At 65.4% G+C, this 25674-nt stretch carries 26 protein-coding genes; 16 read left to right on the forward strand and 10 right to left on the reverse strand.

The features are described 5' to 3' along the window. The first annotated feature begins 137 nt into the window (after positions 1-137). The 4 genes from G0A00_RS02030 (at position 138) to G0A00_RS02045 (ending at position 5837) form a co-directional block, all read left to right on the forward strand. Positions 138-1949 carry an ABC transporter ATP-binding protein/permease gene (locus G0A00_RS02030; RefSeq protein WP_164181645.1) on the forward strand — a complete coding sequence of 604 codons (1812 nt, stop codon included), beginning with the start codon at positions 138-140 and terminating at the stop codon, positions 1947-1949. 323 nt (positions 1950-2272) lie between these two features. Beyond that, complete coding sequence (locus G0A00_RS02035) at positions 2273-4414, forward strand: malate synthase G (protein ID WP_164181647.1); 2142 nt, start codon at positions 2273-2275, stop codon at positions 4412-4414. A 143-nt stretch (positions 4415-4557) separates the two neighbouring features. Beyond that, entirely contained in the window at positions 4558-4986 is a 429-nt protein-coding gene (locus G0A00_RS02040) for a heme-binding protein (protein WP_066100327.1), read from the forward strand. A 65-nt stretch (positions 4987-5051) separates the two neighbouring features. After that, positions 5052-5837, forward strand: coding sequence for a gamma-glutamyl-gamma-aminobutyrate hydrolase family protein (locus tag G0A00_RS02045; protein ID WP_164181649.1), 786 nt, complete (start codon positions 5052-5054; stop codon positions 5835-5837). On the opposite strand, the gene kynU is transcribed toward G0A00_RS02045, so the two are convergent. Next, complete coding sequence (gene kynU / locus G0A00_RS02050; RefSeq protein WP_164181651.1) at positions 5838-7046, reverse strand: kynureninase; 1209 nt, start codon at positions 7044-7046, stop codon at positions 5838-5840. Further along, positions 7043-7792 (reverse strand): SDR family NAD(P)-dependent oxidoreductase, encoded by a 750-nt coding sequence (locus G0A00_RS02055; RefSeq protein ID WP_164181653.1) that lies wholly within the window; start codon positions 7790-7792, stop codon positions 7043-7045. Before G0A00_RS02055 ends, kynU begins: the two co-directional genes overlap by 4 nt. A 184-nt stretch (positions 7793-7976) precedes the next feature. Here G0A00_RS02055 and G0A00_RS02060 point away from each other — a divergent pair, with 184 nt between their 5' ends. From G0A00_RS02060 to G0A00_RS02080, 5 genes are all read left to right on the forward strand, one after another. Further along, positions 7977-8429, forward strand: a complete 453-nt coding sequence (locus tag G0A00_RS02060) for an isoprenylcysteine carboxylmethyltransferase family protein (RefSeq protein ID WP_164181655.1) — start codon at positions 7977-7979, stop codon at positions 8427-8429. Positions 8430-8565: 136 nt separating this feature from the next. Then, positions 8566-10140, forward strand: coding sequence for a Re/Si-specific NAD(P)(+) transhydrogenase subunit alpha (locus G0A00_RS02065; RefSeq protein WP_164181657.1), 1575 nt, complete (start codon positions 8566-8568; stop codon positions 10138-10140). Positions 10141-10155: 15 nt separating this feature from the next. Continuing rightward, positions 10156-11589 (forward strand): NAD(P)(+) transhydrogenase (Re/Si-specific) subunit beta, encoded by a 1434-nt coding sequence (locus G0A00_RS02070; RefSeq protein ID WP_164181659.1) that lies wholly within the window; start codon positions 10156-10158, stop codon positions 11587-11589. 395 nt (positions 11590-11984) lie between these two features. Next, positions 11985-13316 carry a trigger factor gene (tig, locus tag G0A00_RS02075; protein WP_164181661.1) on the forward strand — a complete coding sequence of 444 codons (1332 nt, stop codon included), beginning with the start codon at positions 11985-11987 and terminating at the stop codon, positions 13314-13316. A 143-nt stretch (positions 13317-13459) separates the two neighbouring features. Further along, positions 13460-14149 carry a DUF2270 domain-containing protein gene (locus tag G0A00_RS02080; RefSeq protein WP_066100304.1) on the forward strand — a complete coding sequence of 230 codons (690 nt, stop codon included), beginning with the start codon at positions 13460-13462 and terminating at the stop codon, positions 14147-14149. An 80-nt stretch (positions 14150-14229) separates the two neighbouring features. Here the strand turns inward: G0A00_RS02080 and rplI are convergent, their stop codons facing one another. The 3 genes from rplI to rpsF are packed head-to-tail and all read right to left on the reverse strand — an operon-like array spanning position 14230 to position 15472. Further along, positions 14230-14847, reverse strand: coding sequence for a 50S ribosomal protein L9 (gene rplI / locus G0A00_RS02085; protein WP_164181663.1), 618 nt, complete (start codon positions 14845-14847; stop codon positions 14230-14232). Between the two features lie 12 nt (positions 14848-14859). Then, a complete protein-coding gene (gene rpsR, locus G0A00_RS02090) occupies positions 14860-15087 on the reverse strand; it encodes a 30S ribosomal protein S18 (protein WP_005982441.1) in 228 nt (75 codons plus the stop codon). Positions 15088-15109: 22 nt separating this feature from the next. After that, positions 15110-15472 (reverse strand): 30S ribosomal protein S6, encoded by a 363-nt coding sequence (rpsF, locus tag G0A00_RS02095; protein ID WP_066100300.1) that lies wholly within the window; start codon positions 15470-15472, stop codon positions 15110-15112. A gap of 318 nt (positions 15473-15790) precedes the next feature. Between rpsF and G0A00_RS02100 the strand changes: the two genes are divergently transcribed. Further along, entirely contained in the window at positions 15791-16012 is a 222-nt protein-coding gene (locus G0A00_RS02100; protein WP_066100297.1) for a hypothetical protein, read from the forward strand. 122 nt (positions 16013-16134) lie between these two features. Here G0A00_RS02100 and lipA read toward each other — a convergent pair whose 3' ends face one another. Beyond that, positions 16135-17085 carry a lipoyl synthase gene (gene lipA / locus G0A00_RS02105; RefSeq protein WP_066100294.1) on the reverse strand — a complete coding sequence of 317 codons (951 nt, stop codon included), beginning with the start codon at positions 17083-17085 and terminating at the stop codon, positions 16135-16137. 279 nt (positions 17086-17364) lie between these two features. Between lipA and G0A00_RS02110 the strand changes: the two genes are divergently transcribed. After that, the gene (locus G0A00_RS02110) at positions 17365-17913 is read left to right on the forward strand and encodes a peroxiredoxin (protein ID WP_164181665.1); all 549 of its coding nucleotides are present in this window, start codon (positions 17365-17367) and stop codon (positions 17911-17913) included. An 89-nt stretch (positions 17914-18002) separates the two neighbouring features. Here the strand turns inward: G0A00_RS02110 and G0A00_RS02115 are convergent, their stop codons facing one another. The 4 genes from G0A00_RS02115 to G0A00_RS02130 form a co-directional block, all read right to left on the reverse strand. Further along, the gene (locus tag G0A00_RS02115) at positions 18003-19289 is read right to left on the reverse strand and encodes an MFS transporter (protein ID WP_164181667.1); all 1287 of its coding nucleotides are present in this window, start codon (positions 19287-19289) and stop codon (positions 18003-18005) included. Positions 19290-19432: 143 nt separating this feature from the next. Continuing rightward, positions 19433-20215, reverse strand: coding sequence for an aspartate/glutamate racemase family protein (locus G0A00_RS02120; RefSeq protein WP_164181669.1), 783 nt, complete (start codon positions 20213-20215; stop codon positions 19433-19435). Continuing rightward, positions 20212-21369: a Xaa-Pro peptidase family protein gene (locus tag G0A00_RS02125; RefSeq protein WP_164181671.1), complete on the reverse strand. Its 1158-nt coding sequence runs from the start codon at positions 21367-21369 to the stop codon at positions 20212-20214. Before G0A00_RS02125 ends, G0A00_RS02120 begins: the two co-directional genes overlap by 4 nt. Positions 21370-21417: 48 nt before the next feature. After that, positions 21418-22080, reverse strand: coding sequence for a YafY family protein (locus tag G0A00_RS02130; RefSeq protein WP_164181673.1), 663 nt, complete (start codon positions 22078-22080; stop codon positions 21418-21420). A gap of 260 nt (positions 22081-22340) precedes the next feature. On the opposite strand from G0A00_RS02130, the gene G0A00_RS02135 reads away from it, so the two are divergent. From G0A00_RS02135 to G0A00_RS02155, 5 genes are all read left to right on the forward strand, one after another. Next, positions 22341-22556, forward strand: a complete 216-nt coding sequence (locus tag G0A00_RS02135) for a twin-arginine translocase TatA/TatE family subunit (RefSeq protein ID WP_066100275.1) — start codon at positions 22341-22343, stop codon at positions 22554-22556. A gap of 3 nt (positions 22557-22559) precedes the next feature. Next, on the forward strand, positions 22560-23042 hold the full coding sequence (gene tatB / locus G0A00_RS02140; RefSeq protein ID WP_164181675.1) for a Sec-independent protein translocase protein TatB: 483 nt from the start codon (positions 22560-22562) through the stop codon (positions 23040-23042). Next, positions 23039-23968, forward strand: coding sequence for a twin-arginine translocase subunit TatC (locus G0A00_RS02145; RefSeq protein WP_164181678.1), 930 nt, complete (start codon positions 23039-23041; stop codon positions 23966-23968). The genes tatB and G0A00_RS02145 overlap by 4 nt, the downstream gene beginning before the upstream one ends. A 41-nt stretch (positions 23969-24009) precedes the next feature. Next, positions 24010-24807 (forward strand): ATP-binding protein, encoded by a 798-nt coding sequence (locus tag G0A00_RS02150; RefSeq protein WP_164181771.1) that lies wholly within the window; start codon positions 24010-24012, stop codon positions 24805-24807. Positions 24808-24990: 183 nt separating this feature from the next. Continuing rightward, positions 24991-25674 (forward strand): HAD-IA family hydrolase, encoded by a 684-nt coding sequence (locus G0A00_RS02155; protein ID WP_164181680.1) that lies wholly within the window; start codon positions 24991-24993, stop codon positions 25672-25674.

Here is a 25674-nt window from a genome sequence, read left to right on the forward strand (position 1 = left end):
TTGGGCCCAACTGATCCAAAGCGCTGATGGGCCAGGAACCGGGCGGCAGCGCACAGGCGACTGTGCACGCCCCCGCACTGGCCTTTGCGCGCCCGCCGCGATAAGGGCAGGACCCGCCAAGCCAAGAGAGCCCAGCCATGCCTCCCGAGACCCATCAAACCACCATCGCCGACGCCGAGCGTCGCTCGGGGCTGCGCACCATCCGCCGCGTCGCCCCCTATCTCTGGCCCGAGGGGCAGACATGGGTGAAACGCCGCGTGGTGCTGGCGATGCTCATGCTGATCGCGGCCAAGCTGATCGCCGTGGGCACCCCGATGCTTTACAAGCAGGCGGTGGACAAGCTGGGCGGCGAGGCCTCGACGCTGCTTCTGGGCGCGGTCGGGCTGACGCTGGCCTACGGTATGGCGCGTATCTTCAACGCCGCGTTCCAGCAGGCGCGGGACGCGGTCTTTGCCAAGGTCGGCCAGCGCGCGCTGCGCAAGCTGGCGCTCGAGACCTTCACCCACATCCACAAGCTCTCGCTGCGCTATCACATCACCCGCAAGACCGGCGGGCTGAGCCGGATCATCGAGCGCGGGGTGAAGGGCGTCGAGTTTCTGCTGCGCTTCATGCTGTTCTCGGTCGGGCCACTGATCCTCGAGCTTTTGCTCGTCGGCATCGTGCTCTTCTGGCTGTTCGACGTCTGGTATCTGGCGGTGGTGGCGGTGACCATCGCGCTCTACGTCTGGTTCACCTTTGCGGTGACCGAATGGCGCGTGCGCCTGCGCCGCAAGATGAACGCGCAGGACACCGATGCCAACCAGAAGGCCATCGACAGCCTGCTCAACTTCGAGACGGTGAAATACTTCGGCGCCGAGGCGCGCGAGGCCGCGCGCTACGATCAGGCGATGCAGGGCTATGAGGAAGCTGCGGTGAAGACCGCGACCTCGCTGGCCATGCTCAACTTCGGTCAGGCGCTGATCATCAACACCGGGCTGGTGGCGGTGATGGTCATGGCGGCGATCGGCGTGCAGAACGGTGATCTGACCGTCGGCGATTTTGTCATGGTCAACGCCTATATGATCCAGATCACCATGCCGCTGAACTTCCTCGGCACGGTCTACCGCGAGATCCGCCAGAGCCTCGTCGACATGGGGCAGATGTTCGACCTGCTGGATCAACCCTCGGAGGTCTCCGACAAGCCCGGCGCACCGGGTCTGGCGGTCTCAGGCGGGCAGGTGAGCTTCGATCACGTGCGCTTTGGCTATGACCCCGAGCGCGAGATCCTCAAGGGCATTTCGCTGACCGTGGGCGCGGGCGAAAGCGTCGCGCTGGTGGGGCCGTCGGGATCGGGCAAATCGACCATCGGGCGGCTGCTGTTCCGCTTTTACGACGTCTCGGGTGGGGCGATCCGCATCGACGGGCAGGATCTGCGCGACGTGACCCAAGACAGCCTGCATGGTGCCATCGGCGTGGTGCCGCAGGACACGGTGCTGTTCAACGACACCATCCGCTACAATATCGCCTACGGTCGCGGCGGTGCCAGCGAGGCGGAGGTGATCGCGGCGGCGAAATCGGCGCAGATCCACGAGTTCATCACCTCGCTCCCCGAGGGCTATGACACGATGGTCGGCGAGCGCGGCCTGAAGCTGTCGGGCGGCGAGAAGCAGCGCGTCGGCATCGCCCGCACCCTGCTGAAGAACCCGCCGATCCTGCTGCTCGACGAGGCGACGTCGGCGCTCGACACCGAAACCGAGGCCTCGATCCAGACCGCGCTGCGCCGCGCCGGTGAGGGGCGCACGGTGCTGACCATCGCCCACCGGCTGTCGACCATCGCCGACGCCGACCGCATCGTGGTGCTGGAAAAGGGCGAGGTGGTCGAGGAAGGCACCCATGAGGCGCTGCTGGCCCGCGCCGGGCGCTACGCGCAGCTTTGGGCGCTGCAGCAGGCCGAGGAGCGCGCCGCCTGATCCGGCGGGACTGAGTATTTGTGGAAAGATGAAATGGGGGCGTGCGCTGCGGCGGGCGCCCTTCATTGTTCTGAAAATACGCAATCTGCCGCTGGCGGCGGTGTCACGACAGGGCCGGGGCGGCGCGCGGGTGGCAGGGCTGCGTATTTGTGGAACAATGAAAGGCATATTGCGGAGGGCGCGGGGCGGGGCCCCGGCGCGGGAGTATTGGCAAAGCCTATGGGGGAAGGCCCATTTTGGTTAGCTTATATGACCACGCGTGTTGCCTATCGGAAACTTGTTTCCTAAACGTGTCGCAACCACGATTCCGAAGGAGGCTCCCCATGAGCGCGCGTATTCAACGCCACGGTCTGCAGATCGACCCCGTTCTGTGCAATTTCGTCGAAGAGCAGGCCCTGCCGGGCAGCGGTGTCGAGGCCGATGCGTTCTGGGCGGCCCTGTCGGATCTGGCGCATGAGTTCGGCCCGCGCAATGCGGCGCTGCTGGCCAAGCGTGACGCGCTGCAGGAAAAGATCGACGCATGGCACAAGGCCAATCCGGGTCAGCCCGAGATGGCCTCCTACAAGGCCTTCCTCGAAGAGATCGGCTATCTGCTGCCCGAGGGCCCGGATTTCCAGATCGAGACCGAGAACACCGACCCCGAGTTCGCCTCGGTGCCCGGCCCGCAGCTGGTGGTGCCGATCACCAACGCGCGCTACGCGCTGAACGCGGCCAATGCACGCTGGGGCTCGCTCTATGATGCGTTCTACGGCACCGACGCCATGGGCTCGACCCCGGCGAAGGGCGGCTTTGACGCGGCGCGCGGCAAAGAGGTGGTCGCCAAGGCCAAGGCCTTCCTCGACGAGAACTTCCCGGTGGCGGGCGGCAGCCACGCCGAGGCGGCGGGCTACACCATCGAAGGCGGCGCGCTGCTGGTGGGCGGCAAGCCGCTGGCCAAGCCGGAGCAGTTTGCGGGCTACCGTGGCGGTGCGTCCGCGCCGGAGGCGGTGCTGCTGGTCAACAACGCGCTGCATGTGGAACTGGTCATCGACCGCAGCCATTTCATCGGCAAGGACGATGCTTCGGGGCTGGCCGATGTGCTGATGGAATCGGCGATCTCGGCGATCATGGACTGCGAGGACTCGGTGGCCTGCGTCGACGGCGAAGAGAAGACGCTGGCCTACACCAACTGGCTCGGCCTGATGAAGGGCGATCTGTCGGACACCTTTGAAAAGGGCGGCAAGCAGGTCACCCGCACGCTGAGCGGCGATCGCAGCTATACCGCGCCGGACGGCGGCGAGTTGGTGCTGAAGGGCCGCGCGCTGATGCTGGTGCGCAATGTCGGCCACCTGATGACCAACCCGGCGATCTTGCTGAAAGACGGCTCGGAGATCTTCGAGGGGCTGATGGACGCGATGATCACCACGCTCATCGCCAAGCACGATCTGGCGAAGGTGAGCGGCCCGCGCAACTCCACCCAAGGCTCGGTCTATGTGGTGAAGCCGAAGATGCACGGGCCGGAAGAAGTGGCTTTCGCCAATGAGATCTTCAGCTTTGTCGAAGAGGCGCTTGGCCTGCCGCAATACACCGTGAAGCTGGGCATCATGGATGAGGAGCGCCGCACGTCGGTGAACCTCAAGGAGTGCATCCGCGCCGCCAAGAACCGCGTTGCCTTCATCAACACCGGCTTCCTCGACCGCACCGGCGACGAGATGCACACGGCGATGGAAGCGGGCCCGATGCTGCGCAAGGGCGAGATCAAGAACACGCCGTGGATCGCCTCTTATGAAGACCGCAACGTCGACATCGGTCTGGCCTGCGGGCTGCGCGGCAAGGCGCAGATCGGCAAGGGCATGTGGGCCATGCCCGACCTGATGGAGGCCATGCTGGAGGCGAAGATCGGTCATCCCAAGGCGGGCGCGAACTGCGCATGGGTGCCGTCGCCCACCGCCGCCACGCTGCACGCGCTGCATTACCACATGGTGGATGTGCTGGCGCGGCAGGCCGAGATCGCCAAAGGCGGCCCGCGCGGCACGCTCGAAGACCTGCTGACCATCCCGGTCGCCGCTGGCGCCAATTGGTCCGAAGAGGAAATCCGCGAGGAGATCGAGAACAACGCGCAGGGCATCCTTGGTTACGTAGTGCGCTGGGTCGATCAGGGTGTCGGCTGCTCGAAGGTGCCGGACATCCACGACGTCGGCCTGATGGAAGACCGCGCCACCTGCCGCATCTCCTCGCAGCATCTGGCGAACTGGCTGCACCATGGTGTGGTCTCGGCCGAAGAGGTGCGCGGGGTGATGGAGAAGATGGCCGCCGTGGTGGACCGTCAGAACGCCGGGGATGCCGCTTATATTCCCATGGCGCCGGGCTTTGACACCGTGGCCTATAAGGCCGCCTGCGATCTGGTCTTCGAAGGCCGGGTGCAGCCCTCGGGCTACACCGAGCCGGTGCTGCACAAGCGCCGTCTGGAACTGAAGGCGGGCTGAGGCCGCCTGTTCGGGGCAGGCGCACGTCAGGTGCGCCGGAGCGAGGGGGCTGTCGGCCCCCTCGTGTCCCCAGAAGATATTTTCGTCGAGACGAAAAGGGGCGCGCCGCAGGGCACGCCAAAACCAAAAGAAGGACTTACGACATGGCAGGGATTTCGCTGAGCCGCGCGCGGACCATCATCCGCAAGGCGCTGGAAGCAGGCAAGGACGCGGGCATGGCGCCGCTTTCGGTGGTGGTGCTGGACGAGGGCGGCCATGTGCAGGCGTTCGAGCGTCAGGATGGCGCGGCGCCGGGCCGGTTCGAGATCGCCTTTGGCAAGGCCTATGGCGCAGTTATGCTGGGCATGCCCGGATCTGCACAAATGGCGCGCGCAGAGTCGCAGGCCTATTTCATCGCCGCCGCAAACGGCGCGTTCGGCGGCAAGCTGATCCCCGTGCCGGGCGGCGTTTTGGTCAAGGATTCCAAGGGCCGGACGCTGGGCGCGGTGGGGGTCACCGGCGACAGTTCGGACAATGATGCGGCTGCTGCAAAAGCGGGCATCGAGGCGGTCGGCCTCACCGCGGTGATCTGAGCGGCCTTTTACAGCGCCTCTCCGTGCCTTATGTTTTGAACGAACAGGCAAGGAGAGGCATGCAAATGACCCGTCCCACCGTCGGCATCATCGGCAACCAGCATATGCTCAACGAGACCTACCCGGCGCATGCCGGGGGGGTCATGAACACCGAGGCGGTTTCCTGTGTCTCGGGCTGCCTGCCTCTGCTCATCGCCGCCGATCCGCGCTTTGTCTCGGTCGAGGAGTTGATGGAGACCTGCGACGGCTTCCTGCTCACCGGCGGGCGCCCCAACGTGCACCCCGAGGAATACGGCGAAGAGGCGACCGAGGCGCATGGCGCCTTTGACCGCGCCCGTGACGCCATCGTGCTGCCGCTGGTGCGCGCCTGCGTCGAGCGCGGCCAGCCGTTCCTTGGCATCTGCCGCGGCTTTCAGGAAGTGAACGTCGCCATGGGCGGCACGCTCTATCCCGAGATCCGCGATCTGCCGGGGCGGATGAACCACCGGATGCCGCCCGACGGCACGCTCGAGGAGCGTTTCGCGCTGCGCCACAAGGTGACGCTGACCCCCGGCGGGCGCTTCCACAAGCTGTTCGGAGCGCCGGAGGTGATGACCAACACGCTGCACGGGCAGGGGGTAAAGACCGCTGGCGCGCGCATCGAGATCGAGGGCTACGCGCCCGATGGCACGCCCGAGGCGCTGTACGTCAAAGGCGCGCCGGGCTTCACCATGGCGGTGCAATGGCACCCCGAGTGGGATGCGGCGAACGATCCGGTCTCGCGGCCGCTGTTCGAGGCTTTCGGCGATGCGGTGCGGGCCTGGGCTGGCGGGGCCGAGGGGCAGCATGCCCCCCGGGTCGTCTCGGCCTGATCAGGTGACACGCTTGCGGCGCTGGTATTTGGGCTGATCCCAGATCGCGCCGCGCAGGATGCGCGCAAGAATTTCCACCGCCTCACGGATCTCATCCTCGCCGATGTAAAGCGGCGTGATGCCAAAGCGCATGATGTCGGGCGCGCGGAAATCACCGATCACCCCCTGATCGATCAGCGCCTGCATTGCCGCATAGCCATGCTCGAAGCGGAAGCTGACCTGACTGCCGCGCTTGTCGTTCTCGCGCGGGGTGGCAAGCTTCAGGCCCGGGCAATGGGTCTCGACCTCTTCGATCATCAGGCCGGTGAGTTCCAGCGAGCGTCGGCGCAGCGCCTTCATGTCGATCCGGTCCCAGACGTCCAGCGCCGCGTCGAGCGCCGCCATCTGCAGCACCGGCGGCGTGCCGACGCGCATCCGCTCGATCCCCGAGGCGGGGCGATAGCTGCGCTCGAAGGCGAAGGGCGTGTCATGGCCGAGCCAGCCCGACAGCGCGGGTTCAGCATGGTCCGCATGGCGCGGCGCGACATAGATGAAGGCCGGGGCGCCGGGACCGGCGTTGAGGTATTTATAGGTACAACCGACGGCGAAATCGGCCCCGCCGCCCGCCACATCCACCGGCAGCGCGCCCGCCGAATGCGCCAGATCCCAGATCGCCAGCGCGCCCATCTCATGCGCCCGCTCGGTGAGCGCCGCCACATCGTGGCGTCGCCCGGTGCGATAATCGACCTCGGTCACCAAAAGCACGGCAATCTCTTCGGTGATCTCTTCGGCCAGTCGGTGCGGCTCGGCGAGGCGGAGCTCATATTCGTCGCCCAGAAGCTCGATCAGCCCCTCGGCCATATAGAGATCAGAGGGGAAATTGCCGGTGTCCGACAGGATCACCTTGCGGCCCGGGTTCATCGAGACCGCCGCCGCCAGCGCCTGAAAGACCTTGATCGACAGCGTGTCGCCAATCACCGTGTGGCCGCGCTCGGCACCGATGAGGCGGCCGACGCGGTCGCCAAGCTCGCTGGGCATGCCCATCCAGCCGCAGGCGTTCCAGCCGGTGATCAGATGCTCGCCCCATTCGTCGGTCATCATCCTCTGCACGCGCTCGGGCGTGGCCTTGGGCAGTGGACCCAGCGAATTGCCGTCGAGATAGATGAGCCCGAGCGGCAGGTGGAACTGCTCTTTCGTCCAGGCAAAGAGCGCGTCGGGGGATGTGGTCAAAACTGGCCTCCTGATATTTCGATGGCCTGACCGTTCACGCTGCCCGAGCCGGGACCGCAGAGCCAGAGCACGGCGCTTGCGATCTCGTCCGGGGCGATCAGGCGATTATGGGGATTTGCGGAGTGAACGAGCGCCGTAGCCTCGCCCTGCGTCAGCCCTTCGCGGGCCATGACGCGTTCAATGTTGCGCGGAGCGATCTCGGTCTCGACATAGCCGGGGCAGAGCGCGTTGAAGGTCACCGGCAGGCCCGCGTGATCGGCGGCCAACGCGCGGATCAGCCCGACCAGCCCGTGTTTCGAGGCCACATAGGGCACGGCGCGGCGCATGCCGCGCAGGCCCGCGACCGAAGAGATCGCGATGACGCGGCCCCAGCCCGCCTCGAGCATGGCAGGAAGCACCTCGCGGATGGTCAGAAAGGCACCGTCGAGATTGGTGGCCATAGTGCGCCGCCATGTCTCGAGGCTGGTGCTGGCAAGCTCCGACGGCTCGGCGAGGCCCGCATTGGCGACACAGATGCCGAAGGGCCCGCGCGCGGCGGTGGCCTCGGCGATGCCCTGCTGCACCGAAGCCTCCTCCGAGACATCCATGACCAGCGGATGCAGGCGAGGCCCGGCGGCGGCCTGCAGAACCTCGGCGCGGCGCCCGGCGATGGTCACCTCGGCCCCGGCAGTGGCCAGCGCCTGCGCGATGGCAAGCCCGATGCCCGTGCCGCCGCCTGTCACCAGGGCGTGGGTTCCGCTGAGCATGGCATCCTCCGGTTGTTCGCAGAGAAACTGGCCGGGAAATCCGCCAGAGGCAAGACGGGGCTGCGGCATATCGCGCAGGGTCAAGGCGGAAACCCTTGCGGTAGGAGTGGTTGAAAGGGGCGCTGCCCCTCGGCGCTGCGCGCCTCACCCCGGAGTATTTTGGGAAAGATGAAGGAGTTTTGCCATGCCGCGCACCATTGATCTGCCGCCGGTCTGGCTGCTGGCGTTTCTGGCTTTGGCCTGGACGCAGGCGCGACATTTCCCCATGGGGCTGAGCTTTGGGCCGGTCTGGGCCGATCTCTTGGGCGGGCTGCTGGTGGGCGGCGGTGTGCTGATCGCCGCCGTGGCGCTGACCGAGATGCGGCGCCAGCGCACCACCTTCATGCCGCATGCCGAGGCGGACCGGCTGGTGACCTCGGGGATTTTTCGCTTTTCCCGCAACCCGATCTATCTGGGAGATGCGATGATTCTGACCGGGCTCATTCTTTATTGGGATGCGGTGCCGTCTCTGGTGCTGTTGCCGGTCTTCGTCTGGGTGCTGGAAAAACGCTTCATCGTGCCGGAGGAGGCGCGGCTGCGTCGCAAGTTTGTTGCCGAGTTTCGGAAATATGAGCAACAAACCCGCCGGTGGCTTTGAATTCGCCGCACTATGTGGTTAACACGTTCGACCCGGTTGTGAGCATGGCGCCGCAAAGGTAGACCATACGTCAACCGGAGGACGACAAATCTAGAACCAAGGGCCTTCGGAACGGCCTAAAAGGGGGACCAACTACGTGAAGATCGGAACGCCGACAGAGATTTTCGAGGGTGAGGCGCGTGTCGCCATGACCCCGGACTCGGCGCTGCAACTGCAGAAGCTGGGTTACGATTGCCTGATACAGTCAGGCGCCGGCGCGAAGGCAGGCTTTGCCGACGCGGCCTATGAGGCCGCTGGCGTGACCGTGGTGGCAGATGCCGACGCGCTGTGGAGCGGCGCCGACGTTATCGCCAAGGTGCGCCCGCCGAGTGAAGAGGAAGCGGCCCGGCTGACGCCGGAGAAGCTGCTGATCTCCTTCTTCTACCCGGCCTCGAACGAGGCACTGATGAAGCAGGCCGCCGATCTCGGTGCCAGCGTGATCGCGATGGACATGGTGCCGCGCATCAGCCGCGCGCAGAAGATGGACGCGCTGTCGTCCATGGCCAACATCGCCGGCTACCGCGCGGTGATCGAGGCGGGCAACAACTTCGGCCGCTTCTTCACCGGTCAGGTGACCGCCGCCGGCAAGGTGCCGCCCGCCAAGGTGCTGATCGTCGGCGCCGGTGTGGCCGGCCTTGCGGCCATCGGCACCTCGACCTCGCTGGGCGCCATCACCTATGCCTTTGACGTGCGCCCGGAAGTGGCCGAGCAGGTCGAGAGCATGGGCGCAGAGTTCGTCTACCTCGATTTCGAGGAAGAGCAGGCCGACGGCGCCTCCTCGGGCGGCTATGCCTCGGTCTCCAGCCCCGAGTTCCGCGAAGCCCAGCTTGCCAAGTTCCGTGAACTTGCGCCCGAGATGGACATCGTCATCACCACCGCCCTCATCCCCAACCGGGAAGCCCCCGAGCTGTGGACCGAGGACATGGTGCAGGCGATGAAGCCCGGCTCGGTGATCGTCGATCTGGCGGCAGAGCGCGGCGGCAACTGCAAGCTGACGGTGATGGACGAAAAGATCGTCACCGACAACGGCGTGACCATCATCGGCTACACCGACTTCCCGAGCCGCATGGCGACGCAGAGCTCGACGCTCTACGCCACCAACATCCGGCACATGATGGCCGACCTGACGCCCGAGAAGGACGGCACGGTCAACCACAACATGGACGACGACGTGATCCGCGGCGCGACCATCGCGCACGCCAAAGAGGTCACCTTCCCGCCGCCGCCGCCGAAGACCAAGGCGATCGCGGCGCAGAAGCCGAAGGAAAAGGCGCCCGAACTGACGCCGGAAGAGAAGCGCGCGCAGGAAGTGGCCGCCTTCAAGGCGCAGACGAAACAGCAGGTGACCCTGCTCACCGTCGGTGCCGTGCTGCTGCTCGGTGTGGGCCTTGTGGCGCCCGCCAGCTTCATGCAGCACTTCATCGTCTTCGTGCTGTCGGTCTTCGTCGGCTTCCAGGTGATCTGGAACGTCTCGCATTCCCTGCACACCCCGCTGATGGCCGTCACCAACGCCATCTCCTCGATCATCATCCTTGGCGCGCTGATGCAAATCGGCTCGGGCAACTGGCTGGTGATCATCCTTGCCGCGCTTTCGGTCTTCATGGCCGGGATCAACATCTTCGGCGGCTTCCTCGTGACACGGCGCATGCTCGCCATGTTCCAGAAATCGTAAGGAGAGGTGGGGACTATGGAATTCGGATTCACGACGGCGGCCTATGTGGTCGCGGCCGTTCTGTTCATCCTGTCGCTGGGTGGCCTCTCGGGGCAGGAAAGCGCCAAGCGTGCCGTATGGTACGGCATCGTCGGCATGGGCCTTGCGGTCTTTGCTACGCTGATCGGCCCGGGCTCGGGCCTGTGGCTGCTGTCGGTCATCTTGATCGCGGCGGGCGGCATCATCGGCATGTATGTGGCCAAGAAGGTCGAGATGACCGAGATGCCGCAGCTGGTCGCAGCGATGCACTCGCTGGTGGGCCTCGCGGCGGTCTTCGTCGGCTTCAACGCGCATCTCACCATGCGCACGGTCGAAAAGGCCCATGCCGCTGGTGAGGCAGTGCACGGGACTTTCGCCGAACTGGTGGCCCATAAGACGCCGGTCGAGCTGAGCATCCTTCAGGTCGAGCTGTTCCTGGGCATCTTCATCGGTGCGGTGACTTTCACCGGCTCGGTGATCGCTTATGGCAAGCTGGCGGGCAAGGTGACCTCGAAGGCCGAGAAACTGCCGGGCGGGCACATCCTGAACGCCTCCGCGGCGGCGCTCTCGGTGATCTGCCTGATCTGGTACATGAACACCGGCGGGCTCTTCCCGGTGCTGATCATGACGCTCTGCGCGCTCTTCATCGGCTACCACCTGATCATGGGCATCGGCGGCGCCGACATGCCCGTGGTGGTCTCGATGCTGAACAGCTACTCGGGCTGGGCCGCGGCGGCCATCGGCTTCTCGCTCAGCAACGATCTGCTGATCGTCGTCGGTGCGCTGGTGGGCTCCTCGGGTGCGATCCTGAGCTACATCATGTGTAAGGCGATGAACCGCTCGTTCGTTTCGGTGATCCTCGGCGGCTTCGGCGGCACCTCCGGTCCGGCGATGGAAGTCGAAGGCGAGCAGGTGGCGATCGACGTCGATGGCGTGGCCTCGGCGCTCGAAGAAGCCGACAGCGTCATCATCGTGCCGGGCTACGGCATGGCCGTGGCGCAGGCGCAGCAGAACGTCGCGGAACTCACCCGCAAGCTGCGCGCCAAGGGCAAGGAGGTGCGTTTCGCCATCCACCCCGTGGCGGGCCGTCTGCCGGGCCACATGAACGTGCTGCTGGCCGAGGCGAAAGTGCCTTACGATATCGTTCTGGAAATGGACGAGATCAACGAGGACTTCCCCGAGACCGACGTGGTCATCGTCATCGGCTCGAATGACATCGTGAACCCCGCCGCGCAGGAAGACCCCAACTCGCCCATCGCCGGCATGCCGGTGCTGGAAGTGTGGAAGGCCAAGCAGGTCTTTGTCTCCAAGCGCGGTCAGGGCACCGGCTACTCGGGCATCGAGAACCCGCTGTTCTACAAGGACAACACGCGGATGTACTACGGTGACGCGAAACAGTCGATTGGCGAGCTGCTGAACAAGATCAGCTGAGCCTGAACGACGAAAAGACAGGGGCCCCGCCAGCGATGGCGGGGCCCTTTTGCTTGGCCGGTGCGCCCCAGTTCCGGCGCGCCTCGGGCGGCGAGGTCGGAGTGCGTATTTAAGAAGAGAAGAAGCGACCGGGGCGGCAAGGCGGGTCTTCTTCTCTTTGTCAAATACGCATGGCGAGACGGCGCCGCAGCGCGGCACTGGGGCAGGGCGCCGCGCCGCGCGCCCCTCGCAGCCGCGGCAAATCGGCGGATTGTGCCCGCAAAGCCGCCAGAGCCCGCCATAGAGGCGCGTTTCCGCCTTGCAAGGGCCTTCGGGGACGCATAGAAGACCGCAAATTCGAATTTCGCGGTGGGCCGGATTCCGTGCCCTCGCATCACGACCACAAGGGAATTGGCATGCAGGTCAACGAGACGCTGAACGAAGGTCTGAAGCGCGCGTACGAGCTCATCCTCACCGCCGAAGAGCTGGACGCGAAGGTGAACGAGAAGCTCGCCGAGGCGCAGCCTGAGATTGAGATGAAGGGCTTCCGCAAGGGCAAGGTCCCGATGCCGCTGCTCAAGAAGCAGTTCGGCCAGCGTCTGCTGGGCGAGAGCATGCAGGAAGCCATCGACGGTGCGATGAACGAGCACTTCGAGAAGTCGGGCGACCGTCCGGCGCTCCAGCCGCAGGTCAAGATGACCAACGAGGACTGGAAAGAAGGCGACGACGTCGCGGTCGAGATGAGCTACGAGAAGCTGCCGGAAGTTCCGGAAGTGGACGCGTCGAAAATCACCCTCGAGAAGCTCGTGGTGAAGGCCGATGACGCCGCCGTCGACGAGGCGCTGGCACAGCTGGCCGAGAACGCGCAGGACTTCAAGGACCGCCGCAAGGGCTCCAAGGCGAAAGACGGCGATCAGGTCGTCATCGACTTCGTCGGCAAGGTCGACGGTGAAGCCTTCGAAGGCGGCTCGGCGGAAGACTACCCGCTGGTGCTCGGCTCCAACTCCTTCATCCCCGGCTTCGAAGATCAGCTGGTTGGCGTGAAGGTCGAGGAAGAGAAGGCCGTTGAGGTCACCTTCCCCGAAGAGTACGGCGCAGAGAACCTCGCAGGCAAAGCCGCTGTCTTTGACGTGACCGTCAAGGCCGTGAAAGAGCCCGTTGCCGCCGAGATCGACGACGAACTGGCGAAGAAATTCGGTGCCGAGGACCTCGAGTCGCTGAAAGGCCAGATCCGTGAGCGTCTGGAAGCCGAATACGCCGGCGCATCGCGTCAGGTGATGAAGCGCGCCATGCTCGACGCGCTGGACGAGCAGGTCTCCTTCGAACTGCCGCCGAGCCTCGTTGAAGCCGAAGCCAAGCAGATCGCGCACCAGCTCTACCACGAAGAGCACCCGGACGATCACGGCCACGACCACGGCGAGATCGAGCCCACTGACGAGCACAACAAGCTTGCAGAGCGCCGCGTGCGCCTTGGCCTGCTGCTCGCCGAGATCGGCCAGAAAGCCGAGATCGAGGTGACCGATCAGGAGATGACCCAGGCGATCATGATGCAGGCGCGTCAGTACCCGGGTCAGGAGCGCGCGTTCTTCGACTTCGTGCGTCAGAACGCTCAGATGCAGCAGCAGCTGCGCGCGCCGATCTTTGAAGACAAGGTCATCGATCACATCGCCGAAGGCGCGAATGTGAGCGAAAAGGAAGTCTCGAAAGAAGACCTCCAGAAGGCCGTCGAAGAGCTCGACGAAGAGTAATTTCCAGCGCCATTGGCGCAGGATTGAGGGCCGCCCGCAGGGGCGGCCCTTTTGCGTTTGCGGCACTGCGGCGGCGAATTTCCTTGCCGCAGCCGGGGTCTGCATGTGATCTTGGGTGCCCGGAGGCGACCCCGGAGGAGATCATGGACGGACCCGAGCCCCGTGCCGCGCAGAAGCCGCGCAAGATGCTCGACAGCTCGGAGATCACCGCGCTGTCGCATCTCTATCGCGGCGAGGTCTACCGCTCGACCATCTGGCGCACCCGGCTCGACACCACCACCAATTGGGCAGTGGTGACGCTGGGGATCGCGCTGTCGATCTCTTACAGCTCGCCCGCCGCCTCGCCGCTGCCGCTGATCCTTGTCGGCATCCTGATCCTGTTCTTCCTGATGCAGGAGGCGCGGCGCTATCGCTACTTCAACGTCTGGCGCGCGCGCTGCCGCTGGATGGAGACGCATTTCTTTGCTCCCATGCTGCACGACGGCGATCTGCATATGGAGGAGGGCTGGCAGCAGACGCTGGCCGAGGATTACTGGAAGCCGCGCTACCACGTCTCGCTCTGGGTGGCGATCGGGCGGCGCATCCGGCGCAACTACGTGTGGATCCTGCTGATCCAGAGCGTCGCCTACATCGGCAAGCTGCTGGTTCACCCCGAGCCGCTGACCGCGCCGGTGCAGCTGATCGAGCGGGCGGGGGTGGGGCCCATTCACGGCGGCTTGGTTCTGGCGGCCGGGGCGGGGTATTGCGCGGCGTGGAGCGTTGCGGCGCTGATCAGCTGGCGCGACGACCAGCGGCGCGCGCAGATGCGCCGGGACCGGACCAGCATGGGCTGAGCAATCAGGTCAGCGCACAAAGAAAAACCGCGCCGGAAAGCTCCGGCGCGGTCTCGACATTTCGCGGTGATCCGAAAGGATCAGGCGTTGTCTTCGGTCTCTTCGGCTTCGGCAGCTGCCGGAGCGTCGTCGTCGTCCGATGCGGCGCCGCCGATGTCGTCGAACAGTTCCGAGATTTCGAACTCGGCCTGTGCTTCTTCTTCAGCCGCGAGTTCCTGGATCGACTTGCCCGACGCCTGCAGTTCGGCCTCTTCGGGCGAACGTGCGACGTTGAGGTTGATGGTGACCATCACCTCGGGGTGCAGGTGGACTTCCACCTCGTGCAGGCCGAGCTCTTTGATCGGCTGACGGATGATGACCTGCTTGCGGTCGACCGAGAAACCTTCCTCGGTGGCGACGTCTGCGGCGTCACGGGTGGTGACCGAACCGTAGAGGTTGCCGCCATCGGACGCCTGACGAATCACGACGAACTGCTGGCCGCCGAGCTTTTCGCCGAGCGCTTCGGCTTCTTTTTTGGACTCGAGGTTACGCGCTTCGAGCTGAGCTTTCTGCTCTTCGAACTGCGCGATGTTCTCTTTCGACGCGGTCAGTGCCTTGCCCTGCAGAAGCAGGTAGTTGCGCGCGAAGCCGGGCTTCACGTCAACGACATCGCCCATTTGGCCGAGCTTGGCCACGCGTTCCAGAAGAATGACTTGCATGGGTCTCTCTCCTTATTTCACGGCGTAGGGCAGCAGGGCGAGGAAGCGGGCGCGCTTGATGGCACGGGCCAGTTCACGCTGCTTCTTTGCCGACACTGCGGTGATGCGGGACGGAACGATCTTGCCGCGCTCAGAGATGTAGCGCTGCAGGAGACGGGTGTCCTTGTAGTCGATTTTGGGTGCGTTGTCGCCCGAGAAGGGGCAGACTTTGCGACGGCGGAAAAACGGTTTTGCAGCCATTGTTTAGCTCCTCTCGTTCAGATCAGTTACGACCACGGCGTTCGCCGCGACCTTCGCGCTCGTCGCGCTTCTGCATCTGCACCGAGGGGCCCTCGGCGTGCTCTTCGACCTTGATCGTCAGAACGCGCATGACGTCGTCATGCAGGCGCATCAGACGCTCCATTTCCTGAACCGCGGTCGCCGGAGCGTCGGTCTTCAGGAAGGCGTAGTGGCCTTTACGGTTCTTGTTGATCTTGTAGGCCATGGTCTTCACGCCCCAGTATTCGGATTCGACGACTTTGCCGCCGTTGTCCGAAAGGACGGTGCCGAAGTGTTCGACAAGGCCTTCAGCCTGCGCGTTGGAAAGATCCTGACGCGTGATGAAAACATGCTCATAAAGCGGCATGTGTGCTCCATTTCTGTCCGGGCGCATTTCATAGGGCAGGCAGTCCACTCCGCACCTGCCCACGAGAGACTGCGCGGTTCACGTGATCTCGCGGAGGGATGGCGCTCTATACACCCTTGGGCGGGGGATTCAACCCTTGATGGGCGGCTTATGAGCGCGCCTCTGCGGAGGCGAAACCTTGCGTTAGGACTTGCGGCGCATGACCTCGGGGCAGGGCGCGAAATCGCCGGGTGTCTTCCCCGGTCGTGCCCCAATCCTGACGCGTTTCGGCGTCAGAACCTATCCTCGTTAAGAACGTGACGAGTTGGAGGAAGCACGATGTCGATGGGGGACCCCCGCTTTACGGAGACCAATGATCCGGTGATGCTGGGGCTGCGCGTGCTGACGCAGATGGTGGGATTTCTTCTGGCGCTCTCGGCCTTCGCGCTGTGGCTGATGCCTGAGGCAAGCGAAGGTTTGTCGCTCTGGCGGCTGGGAGCGTCGCTGCTGCTTTTGATCGTGGGGCTGTGCTCGGTCTTCGGACTTGGGCGCAGGGATTAAGGCGCAAGAAGACGGGGACCGATACCGGTCCAAGGGGACGGCCCACCTAGGGACGGTTTACACGACAAACGCCCTCGCAGATGACTGCGAGGGCGTTTCCGTTTTGCGAAGATGCGCCGCGCTCAGGCCTTGGCGAGCTTGGCCTCGCGGGCCTCGCGCAGCCGCGCGAAATCATCGCCCGCGTGATAGCTCGAGCGGGTCAGCGGCGTGGCCGAGACCATCAGGAAGCCTTTGCCGAACGCGGTCTTCTCATACGAGGCGAACTCGTCGGGCGTGACGAAACGGTCGACGCGGTGGTGCTTCGGCGTCGGCTGCAGATACTGGCCGATGGTCAGGAAGTCGATGTCGGCGGCGCGCATGTCGTCCATCACCTGCACGACCTGCTGACGCTCTTCGCCGAGGCCGACCATGATGCCCGACTTGGTGAAGATATGCGGGTCCATCTCTTTCACGCGCTGCAGCAGGCGCAGCGAATGGAAGTAGCGGGCACCGGGGCGCACCTCGGGGTAGAGGCCGGGCACGGTCTCGAGGTTGTGGTTGAACACGTCGGGGCGCGCCGCGACCACCGTTTCCAGCGCGCCGGGCTTCGACTTGAGGAAGTCGGGCGTCAGGATCTCGATGGTGGTGGCAGGCGCACGGTGACGGATCGCCCGGATGGTCTGGGCGAAATGCTCGGCCCCGCCATCGTCGAGGTCGTCACGGTCCACCGAGGTGATCACCACGTGATTCAGCCCCAGCTTGGCGACCGAGTCGGCGACGCGGCCCGGCTCGAAGACGTCGAGCGTGTCGGGGCGGCCAGTGGCGATGTTGCAGAAGGTGCAGCCACGGGTACAGATGTCGCCCATGATCATCATGGTGGCGTGGCCCTGGCTCCAGCACTCGCCCACGTTCGGGCAGCCAGCCTCTTCGCAGACGGTGACGAGACCATGCTCGCGCATGATGCGGCGGGTCTCGTTATAGCCCGCGCCGCCGGGCGCCTTGACGCGAATCCAGTCCGGTTTCTTGGGCTGGGCATTGTCGGGCCGATGCGCCTTTTCCGGATGGCGCTGCGCCGGGATCTTCAGGTCTCGCAAAGCGTTTCCCCCGCGATGTGGGTCAGATTGCCCGCAAGATAGACCGTTGTCCGCGCAGGTTCCACCCCTGCGCCCGGGCCCGGTCCGGCTGCGGGACGGCAGATACGTTACGCTCCCCTACGCCGATCCGGCACAAAGCGCAATTGCTGAGCAGGCAGGCCCGCTTGTGCATCGCTGCGGCACCCGGGGCAAGATCGGCGGTTGCGTCTTTGGAGCAGCGAAATTATCCCAGCGGCAGGGAGGAATTCGAAGTGCCAGATACACGAAAGGACCAGTGCCATGAAAGCCGGTGTCGCCCTCCCCAATGTCACCTTCCGCACCCGCGTGCGTGACGAGTCCATCGAAGGTCCGAACCCCTTCCGCTGGCAGGACATGACCACTGCCGATTATTTCAAAGGCAAGCGCGTCATCCTGTTCTCGCTGCCGGGCGCCTTCACCCCGACCTGCTCGACCTACCAGCTGCCGGGCTTCGAGAAGAACGCCGAGACCTTCCGCGAGCAGGGCATCGACGCGATCTACTGCATGTCGGTGAACGACAGCTTCGTGATGAACCAATGGGCGAAGTCGCAGAACCTCGAGAACGTCTCGGTCATCCCCGACGGCTCGGGCGAGTTCACCCGCCGCATCGGTATGCTGGTGAACAAGGACAACCTCGGCTTCGGCATGCGCTCGTGGCGCTATGCGGCGATCATCAACGACGGTGTGGTCGAGGCATGGTTCGAAGAGCCGGGCCTGTGCGACAACCACGGCGAAGACCCCTATGGCGTCTCCAGCCCGGAAAACCTGCTGGAGTATCTCGCCAGCGCCAAGGCCGAAGCCGCGGCCTGATCGCGCAGCGGTCTTTGAGGCAAAAGAAAACGGGCCCTCGGGCCCGTTTTTTCATGTCTGCCTTATGTCTGTAGATCCGCGGCAGCGCGTCAGTGGCCCTGCGTCCCGGCATTCTCCTCGGCCTCGGCGGCCGCTTCCTCTTCGGCGGCGGCTTCGGCGTACCACTCATAGGCGGCACCGACCGCGACGGTCGACGAGTTGGGCAGAACGTTGAGATAGGCCGACCGATCGCCATCCGCCGCCTGACGGCGTGTCATCCGCCACGCGGTATAGATTGCGATCATCGCGAAAAGCACGGTCAGCACAGCCCAGAAGCTCTGCGGCCCGGCGATGTCCATGGCCTGACCGGTGACCAGCGGGCCCGCGATGGCGCCGACGCCATAGATGAACACCATGCCGCTTGCCGCGGCGGGCATGTCCTCAAGCTCGAGGTAGTCATTGGTGTAGGCGATGAAGAGCGAATAGAGCGGGCTTGCCATGCCGCCCATGATCAGACCGGCCACCAGCAGCGCGGTGAGCGACTGGCTGTAGAAAAACGCGATGCCGCAGGTGAGCGCGCCCACCGCCGCCAGCGTCAGGATCATCACCCGGCGATCCATCAGGTCCGACAGCCAGCCCACCGGGAACTGGAACAGGAACGAGCCCATGAAGAGCGCCGCCACGAAGCCCGAGATCTCCTGCACCGACAGCCCGACCTTGGCGCCATAGACCGCCGCCATGCCCATCTGCGCCGAGAACACCCCGCCCAGCAGCAGCGTGCCGATCGTGCCCAGCGGCGAGCGGTCGTAAAGCTGGCGCAGGCTCATCGGCTTGATCGATTCCACCGCCGGGATCGGCACCGCCGACAGCAGCACCGGTGTGAAGGCCACCGACACGAGGATCGAGGCGACGACAAACAGCGAGAACCCCGCCGCATCGCCGAAGTTCAGCAGGCCCTGCGCCGCCACCATGCCCAGCGTCTGCGCCACCATATAGGCCGACAGCAGCGTGCCGCGCGTCTGGTTGGTGGCGCGGTCGTTGAGCCAGCTTTCCGAGGTCACATAGAGCCCCGACAGGCAGAACCCGAGCAGCACCCGCAGCGCGGTCCAGCTCCATGGGTCCGACAGCAGCGGGAAGGCGATCAGCAGCGCCGACATCATCGAGCCGAGCGCCGCGAAGACCCGCACGTGGCTGACCTTGCGGATCATCTTCGGCGTCAGTCGCGAGCCCACGAGGAAGCCAAGGAAATAGCCAGAGGTGATCAGCGACAGCTCGAAGGTAGAGAACCCCTCGAGATCGCCGCGCACGCCCATCAGCGTGGCCTGCATGCCGTTGCCGATCATGATCAGGAAGACGCCAAGAAGAAGCGACCAGACACTGGTGACAAGCTGGAACATGAGGGCCTCCGGGGAGAAATGGGGCGAAGTGAGGGGCGCGCTGAGGTCGAATCTTAGTGGCTCGATGCCTGTTGAGGCCCCTTGCGTCAATCGCCGATCCGCCGCGCAGAGCGGCCTTTTCGGGCGATTTTTTGGGTCGACTTTTACTCGGCGGCGCGCAGCGGCGGTGGGCTGGCGCGCAGCAGTCGCCCCGGCCCCCGCGCCTGCTGACCGGCGAGCCGCGCCAGATGCCACGCCAGAACGCTGTTGCTGGCCAGTACCGGCAGCCCCGTCGCTGCCTCGAGCGCGTCAATGGCGGGCAGGGCGCGCAGGTTGGTGCACGACAAAAAGAGCGCGTCCACCGGCTCGGGGGCCTGCGCGATCAGCGCCGTGCCCGCCTCGACGATCGAGCTTGCCGAGATGCGCACCACGCGGGCCTCTTCCTCGATCTCGAAGCTTCCGAAGACCGGCGTGTGGATATCCGCAGCCGCCAGCACCTCGCGCAGCCGCTCCGAGACCTCGGGCAGATAGGGCGACAGCATCGCCAGCCGCCGCACACCAAGGCTGCGGCAGGCGGCGATGAGGGCCGAGACGGGTTCAGTCACCTGCGGCACGTCGATGGCCTTGCGGATGCGCGCGGCGATCTGCGCGGCACCGATCTGCGCGGTGCCCGAGGTGCAGCCATAGCCCACCGCCGCCAGTTCTGCGCCCTGCGGGAAAAGCGCGGCAGAGGCTGTCATATAACCTTCCATCGCCGCCAGCGTGTCGGGCGTGACCTCGGCGCCAGAGGGGATGCGGCTGACCAGAAGTTCCAGTTCCGGCGGGATCAACTGGCGGAAATCCGTCTCGATGGTCTCATCCGACTGCAGCACGATCAGACCAACCTGCGCGGCGCGGACCGGGTCCAGCTCATGCGGGAAGTGCAGTCCTTTCAGGGCGTCGCTCATACCGGCACCTCCGGCAGGCTGGTGGCGGGGGTGGTGAGCCATTCGGCGCCGGTTTCGGTGATCACGATGTCCTCCTCATGCACCAGCATATGGCTGGGCGAGAGCGCGATCCCCGGCTCCAGCGTCAGCACCATGCCCGGCTCCAGCCGCGTGTCGTCCGCGGCGATCAGCGAAGGCGGCTCGGTCAGTTGCATGCCCAGCCCATGGCCCAGCCGCCCGACGTCCGACCCGCCGGTGATCGCGGCCATCGCACGGAACAGATCGTTGGCGCGGGCACCGGGGCGGGCGGCGGCGAACCCCGCCTGCACGGCGTCGAGCAGTCGCGCGTGGGCATCGAGAACACCGGGCGCGGCGGTGCCGAGCGAGATGTTGCGGTCAAAATCGCAAAAATAGCCATCGCGCATCAGCCCGGTGTCGAGCATCAGCACGTCGCCCTCGCAGAGCGGCGTCTGGCTGGCCGGAGAGATCACGTCGCCATAGCCGTCCGGTCCGGCAGCCCCGGCCAGATAGGGCACCCAATCGGCACCTTCCTCCAGCGCGAGGATCTGGAAGCGTCGGAACACCTCCGACAGTGGCACGCCGGGGCGCAGGATCTCGGGCAGGCGGGCGAAGGCGCGGGTGCCGACGTCGCAGGCGGCGCGGATACAGGCGATCTCGGCCTCGGATTTCACCATGCGCAACTTGCGCATGATCCCCGCATCGGGCCCAAACAGCCGGTCGGGCAGCCGGTGCTTCAGCGCCTCCCAGTCGGTCAGCGGCATGCGCAGATGGGTTTCGCCGCCGCTCGGCACGCCGACCCATTCGCCCGGCGGCACCGCCTCGGCCAGCGCCTCGGCGAGCAGCGAGATGCCATCGTCCTCGTAATCGGGGGAACTCCAGCAGCGGATGTCGGTGATCCAGCTTTGCGCCATCAGATGTGCGCCGATCGAGGGGATCACCGCCACCGGATCGCCCTCGGCCGGCACCACAAGGAACCATGGCCGCGTCGGGCTTTCCCAGAACCGTGTCAGGAAGCCGGTGAAATAGCGCACCTCGGGCTCGGTCGTCAGCAGCAGCGCAGAGATGCCCGACATGGCCATACGCGCCTGCGCCCGCTCCAGCCGGCTGTGGTATTCGGAGGGGAAAAAGCCCCGTGTGGCAACGCTCTGATCCATGCCTCAGCGTCGCCGCGGCAAGGCCCTCCGGTCAAGCGCGAAGCGCGGTCAGCGGGCCTGCGCGCGGTAATCGGCGAGGCTCTTGCCCGGTTCATCGACGAAGAGGCCGGGCAGGGGCGTCACGTCGCTGACCTGATCGATGCGGAGGGTCTCGAACCCGCGCGCCGTCTCGTTCCACGCGATGCAGGTCCAGATCCGGCCCCAATAGTCCATGTGCAGCGGGCGCAACTCCTGCGGCTCGGCGCGATCCTTCAGCGTCACGCGCAGCTTTTGCCGGGCGCGGATCGCGGCGCGGAAGTCGGGCATGAAGCGAAATCCCTCGGCGGCATCGCGGAACGGATAGGTGGCAAAGCCAAAGGCTCCCTGCGTCTCGCCATCCTCGGGCAGCAGCGCGTCGATGCGGGCCGAAAGGCTCTCGGCGGCCTGCGCCAGATCCGGCATCCCGCCCTGACCGACGGCGGCAAGGCCGAGGTGCAGCGCTTCGAGCTCGAGCTCGCTCAGGTTCAGCGGCGGCAGGGTGAAGGCAGCGCGCGCGGTGTAGCCGCGCCCGCGCTCGCCCTCGATCGGCACGCCCGAGGCGGCCAGCGTGTCCATGTCGCGATAGATGGTCCGCACCGAGACGCCCAGTTCTTCGGCCAGCGCCTCGGCGGTGTGCAACGCGCCATCCTTCAGCCGCTGCATCAGCGCATAGAGGCGGTCGGTCTTTTTCATCACGCGGGCTCCTTGGGACGGCGATGGGGCGGCGATTCGGGCGCTTCGCGACTCACCGCGTGCCGCCCAACTGACAGAATATTGGCACCTGACAGAATACTGTCACAAAGCCGAAAGAAAACCCCCAGCGGCGCGGGCGATGACAGGCTTTGACGCTTTCGTGTCGCGTGGAAGACGCCTAGAAACCGGGGAACAAGTGCGACGTGCCGCCCGGGGGCCGATGGCCTGGGACAGTGGGCGGCGAATTGGAGACTAAGGACATGCTCAACAATATCGGCCTTCCCGGCCTTCTTCTGATCGCGGTCGTGGTGCTGGTTCTGTTCGGCCGCGGCAAGATTTCCAGCCTCATGGGCGAAGTCGGCAAGGGCATCACCGCGTTCAAGAAGGGCGTGAGCGAGGGCGGCAAGGAACTCGAGGACGAGAAAGCCGAAGAGGCCAAGGACGTCACGCCCGAGAGCGAGAAAGACAAGGTCTGATCCATGTTCGATCTTGGCTGGTCGGAACTGATGGTGATCGGCATCGTAGCGCTGATCGTCGTTGGTCCGAAGGATCTGCCCGTGCTGTTCCGCAATATGGGGCGCTTCATGGGCAAGGCGCGCGGTATGGCGCGCGAGTTCACCCGGGCGATGAACGACGCCGCGGATGAAGCAGGCGTGCGTGACGTGGCCAAGACGCTGAAGACGGCGACCAACCCGGTGAACTCGGCCATGGATGGGGTGCGCGACGCGGCCAAGTCGATGACCGACCCGACGCCGCCGAAGAAGTCCGAAGGGCTGAAAGAAGATCCCGGCGCGCTCGACGCAGAGCGGGCCGCGAACAAGCAGAAGATCGAGGCCAGTGCCGCCCGCGCCGCCGCCGACCGCCAGAAGCGTGAGGCAGAGGCCGCGGCGAAACGCGCCGAGGACGCCGCGAAGAAGGCCGAAGAGCTGGAAGCGGCGATGAAGAAAGACGGTGAGGCATGAGCCAGATCGACAATGACGAGATCGAGGACAGCTCGGCCCCGCTGATCGAGCATCTGGCCGAGCTGCGCACGCGGCTCATTCGCGCTGTCGCGGCCTTCATCGTCGGCATCGTGCTTGCCTTCACGGTGGCTGAGCCGATCCTGCAGTTCCTGCTCGGCCCGATCGAGCAGACACTGCGCGCGCTCGGCGATCCGTCGCCGACCATGCAGTACACCTCGCCGCAGGAATATCTCTTCACCCTGTTCCGCATCTCGATGGTGTTCGGCTTCGGGCTCGCCTTCCCGGTGATCTCGTTCCAGCTCTGGCGCTTCGTGGCGCCGGGGCTCTACAAATCCGAAAAGAACGCCTTCCTGCCGTTCATGATCGCCTCGCCGATCATGTTCCTGCTCGGCGCCAGCTTTGCCCATTTCGTGGTGACGCCGCTGGCGATGCAGTTCTTCCTCGGCTTCGCCGACGTCAGCTCGATCTTCGCCAACCTTCTGGCGCAGGCCACCGACGGCATTCCGTCGAACCTGCCTGCCGACACCGCGGTGGTGCCCGAGACGACCGAGGGCATGAAGATCACCTTCTTCGGCAAGGTGAACGAGAGCCTCGACATCACGCTCAAGTTCATCGTCGCCTTTGGCCTGTGCTTCCAACTGCCGGTGCTGCTGACCCTCATGGGCAAGGCCGGGCTGGTGTCCGCGGGTGGTCTGGCTTCGGTGCGCAAATACGCCGTGGTGGCGATCCTCGTGCTGGCCGCGCTGGTCACCCCGCCGGATGTGACCACGCAGGCGATCCTCTTCGTGGTGGTCTACGGGCTCTATGAGGTGTCGATCTTCCTCGTGCGCATCGTCGAGAAGAAGCGCGAGAAAGAGCTGAAGGCGCAGGGCCTGTGGTTCGAGGACGAGGATGAAGACGAAGGTCAGGAGGACCGGACCCCGTGACGAGTAACGCGTTGAAACGCATCGCAGCGGCGCTGGAGCGTATGGCTCCGGCGCCGCTTGCCGCTCCGGATCTGGACGCGGCGGACGCTTTCGTGTGGCACACCGAGCCCGACCGGCTGGAGCCGGTGGCGCAGGTGAACCGCGTGGCGCTGGATCTTCTGGTGGGCATCGACCGCTCGCGCGACACGCTGCTGTCGAACACGCTGCAATTCGCCCGCGGGCTGCCCGCCAACAACGCGCTGCTCTGGGGCGCGCGCGGCATGGGCAAGTCGAGCATCGTCAAGGCGGTGCACGCCGAGGCGCTGCAGCGGGGCGAGCGGCTGAAGCTGGTCGAGTTGCAGCGCGAGGATCTGCCCTCGGTCAGCCGCCTGCTCAACGTGCTGCGCGGCGCGCCGCATCGGTTCGTGCTGTTCTGCGACGATCTGTCGTTCAGCCATGACGACCAGCACTACAAAAGCCTCAAGGCGGTGCTGGATGGTGGCATCGAAGGGCGGCCCGACAATGTGCTGTTCTACGCCACCTCGAACCGCCGCCACCTGATGCCGCGCGATATGATCGAGAACGAGCGGTCAAGCTCGATCAACCCCTCCGAGGCGGTCGAAGAGAAGGTCTCGCTGTCGGACCGTTTCGGTCTGTGGCTGGGCTTCCATCCGTGCTCGCAGGATGAATATCTCGACATGATCCGCGGCTATTGCGCGGCCCATGGCGTGAGCATCGACGAAGCGCGCCTGCGCGCCGAGGCAATCGAATGGCAGGCCACGCGCGGCGCGCGCTCAGGCCGGGTCGCCTGGCAGTTCTTCCTCGATCTGGCCGGGCGCGAGGGCGTGGCGCTCGGCTGAGGCGGTCCGATGCGTATTTGAAGAACAATGAAAGGGGCCGGGCATTGCCGCGGCCCTTTTCGCGTTGGGTGGCCCGTGCAAGCGCCGCGTCCTGCCTTTCATTGTTCCCGCAAATACGCAGTTTCCGGGGGTTGCCGCCGGGCGCGGCTTCTGTCGTTATGTTGACATAACGAGGGGGCGGGCGTGACACAGCCGATAGAGCTGGTGCTTTTCGATTTCGACGGCGTGGTGGTGGACAGCGAGATCATCTCGCTGCGGATGCTTGTTGACGAACTGGCGCAGCATGGGGTGAGTGTCGATATCCCCTATGTCTCGCGGCATTTTCTGGGCCGCAGCTATCCGGTGGTTCTGGCGCAAATCCGTAAGGAATTCGGCATTCTGCTGCCCGAGGGCTTCGAGGCCGATTACCGCGCCCGGCTCTTGGCCGCCTTCGAGGCAGAGGGGCTGCGGGTGATGCCGCATCTGCGCGAGGTGTTGGGCGGGTTGCGCGTGCCTTACGGGCTGGCGACCAGTTCCAGCCCGGCGCGGGTCGCCTCCAGCCTTGCGATGACCGGCCTCACCGAGGCGTTTGCGGGCCGCATCACGACGGCATCGGAAGTGGCACGCGGCAAGCCCGCGCCGGATCTTCCGCTGCACGCGGCTGGCAAGTTTGGCATCGCGCCAGAGCGCTGCCTGCTGATCGAGGACTCGCTGGCGGGCATCGCCGCGGGGCTCGCGGCGGGGATGCAGGTCTGGCAGTTCACCGGCGGCAGCCATATGGCCGAGGGCGCGGTTGCCGCGGATCCGGACGCGCTGCCGCACCGACAATTTGCATGTTTCGCGGAACTTCCGCATCTTGCACCACAGGCTTTTATCAGGGGGGAGTGA

Origin of the sequence: Salipiger sp. PrR002, from assembly GCF_010500775.1 — a bacterium.
GTDB lineage: Bacteria > Pseudomonadota > Alphaproteobacteria > Rhodobacterales > Rhodobacteraceae > Salipiger.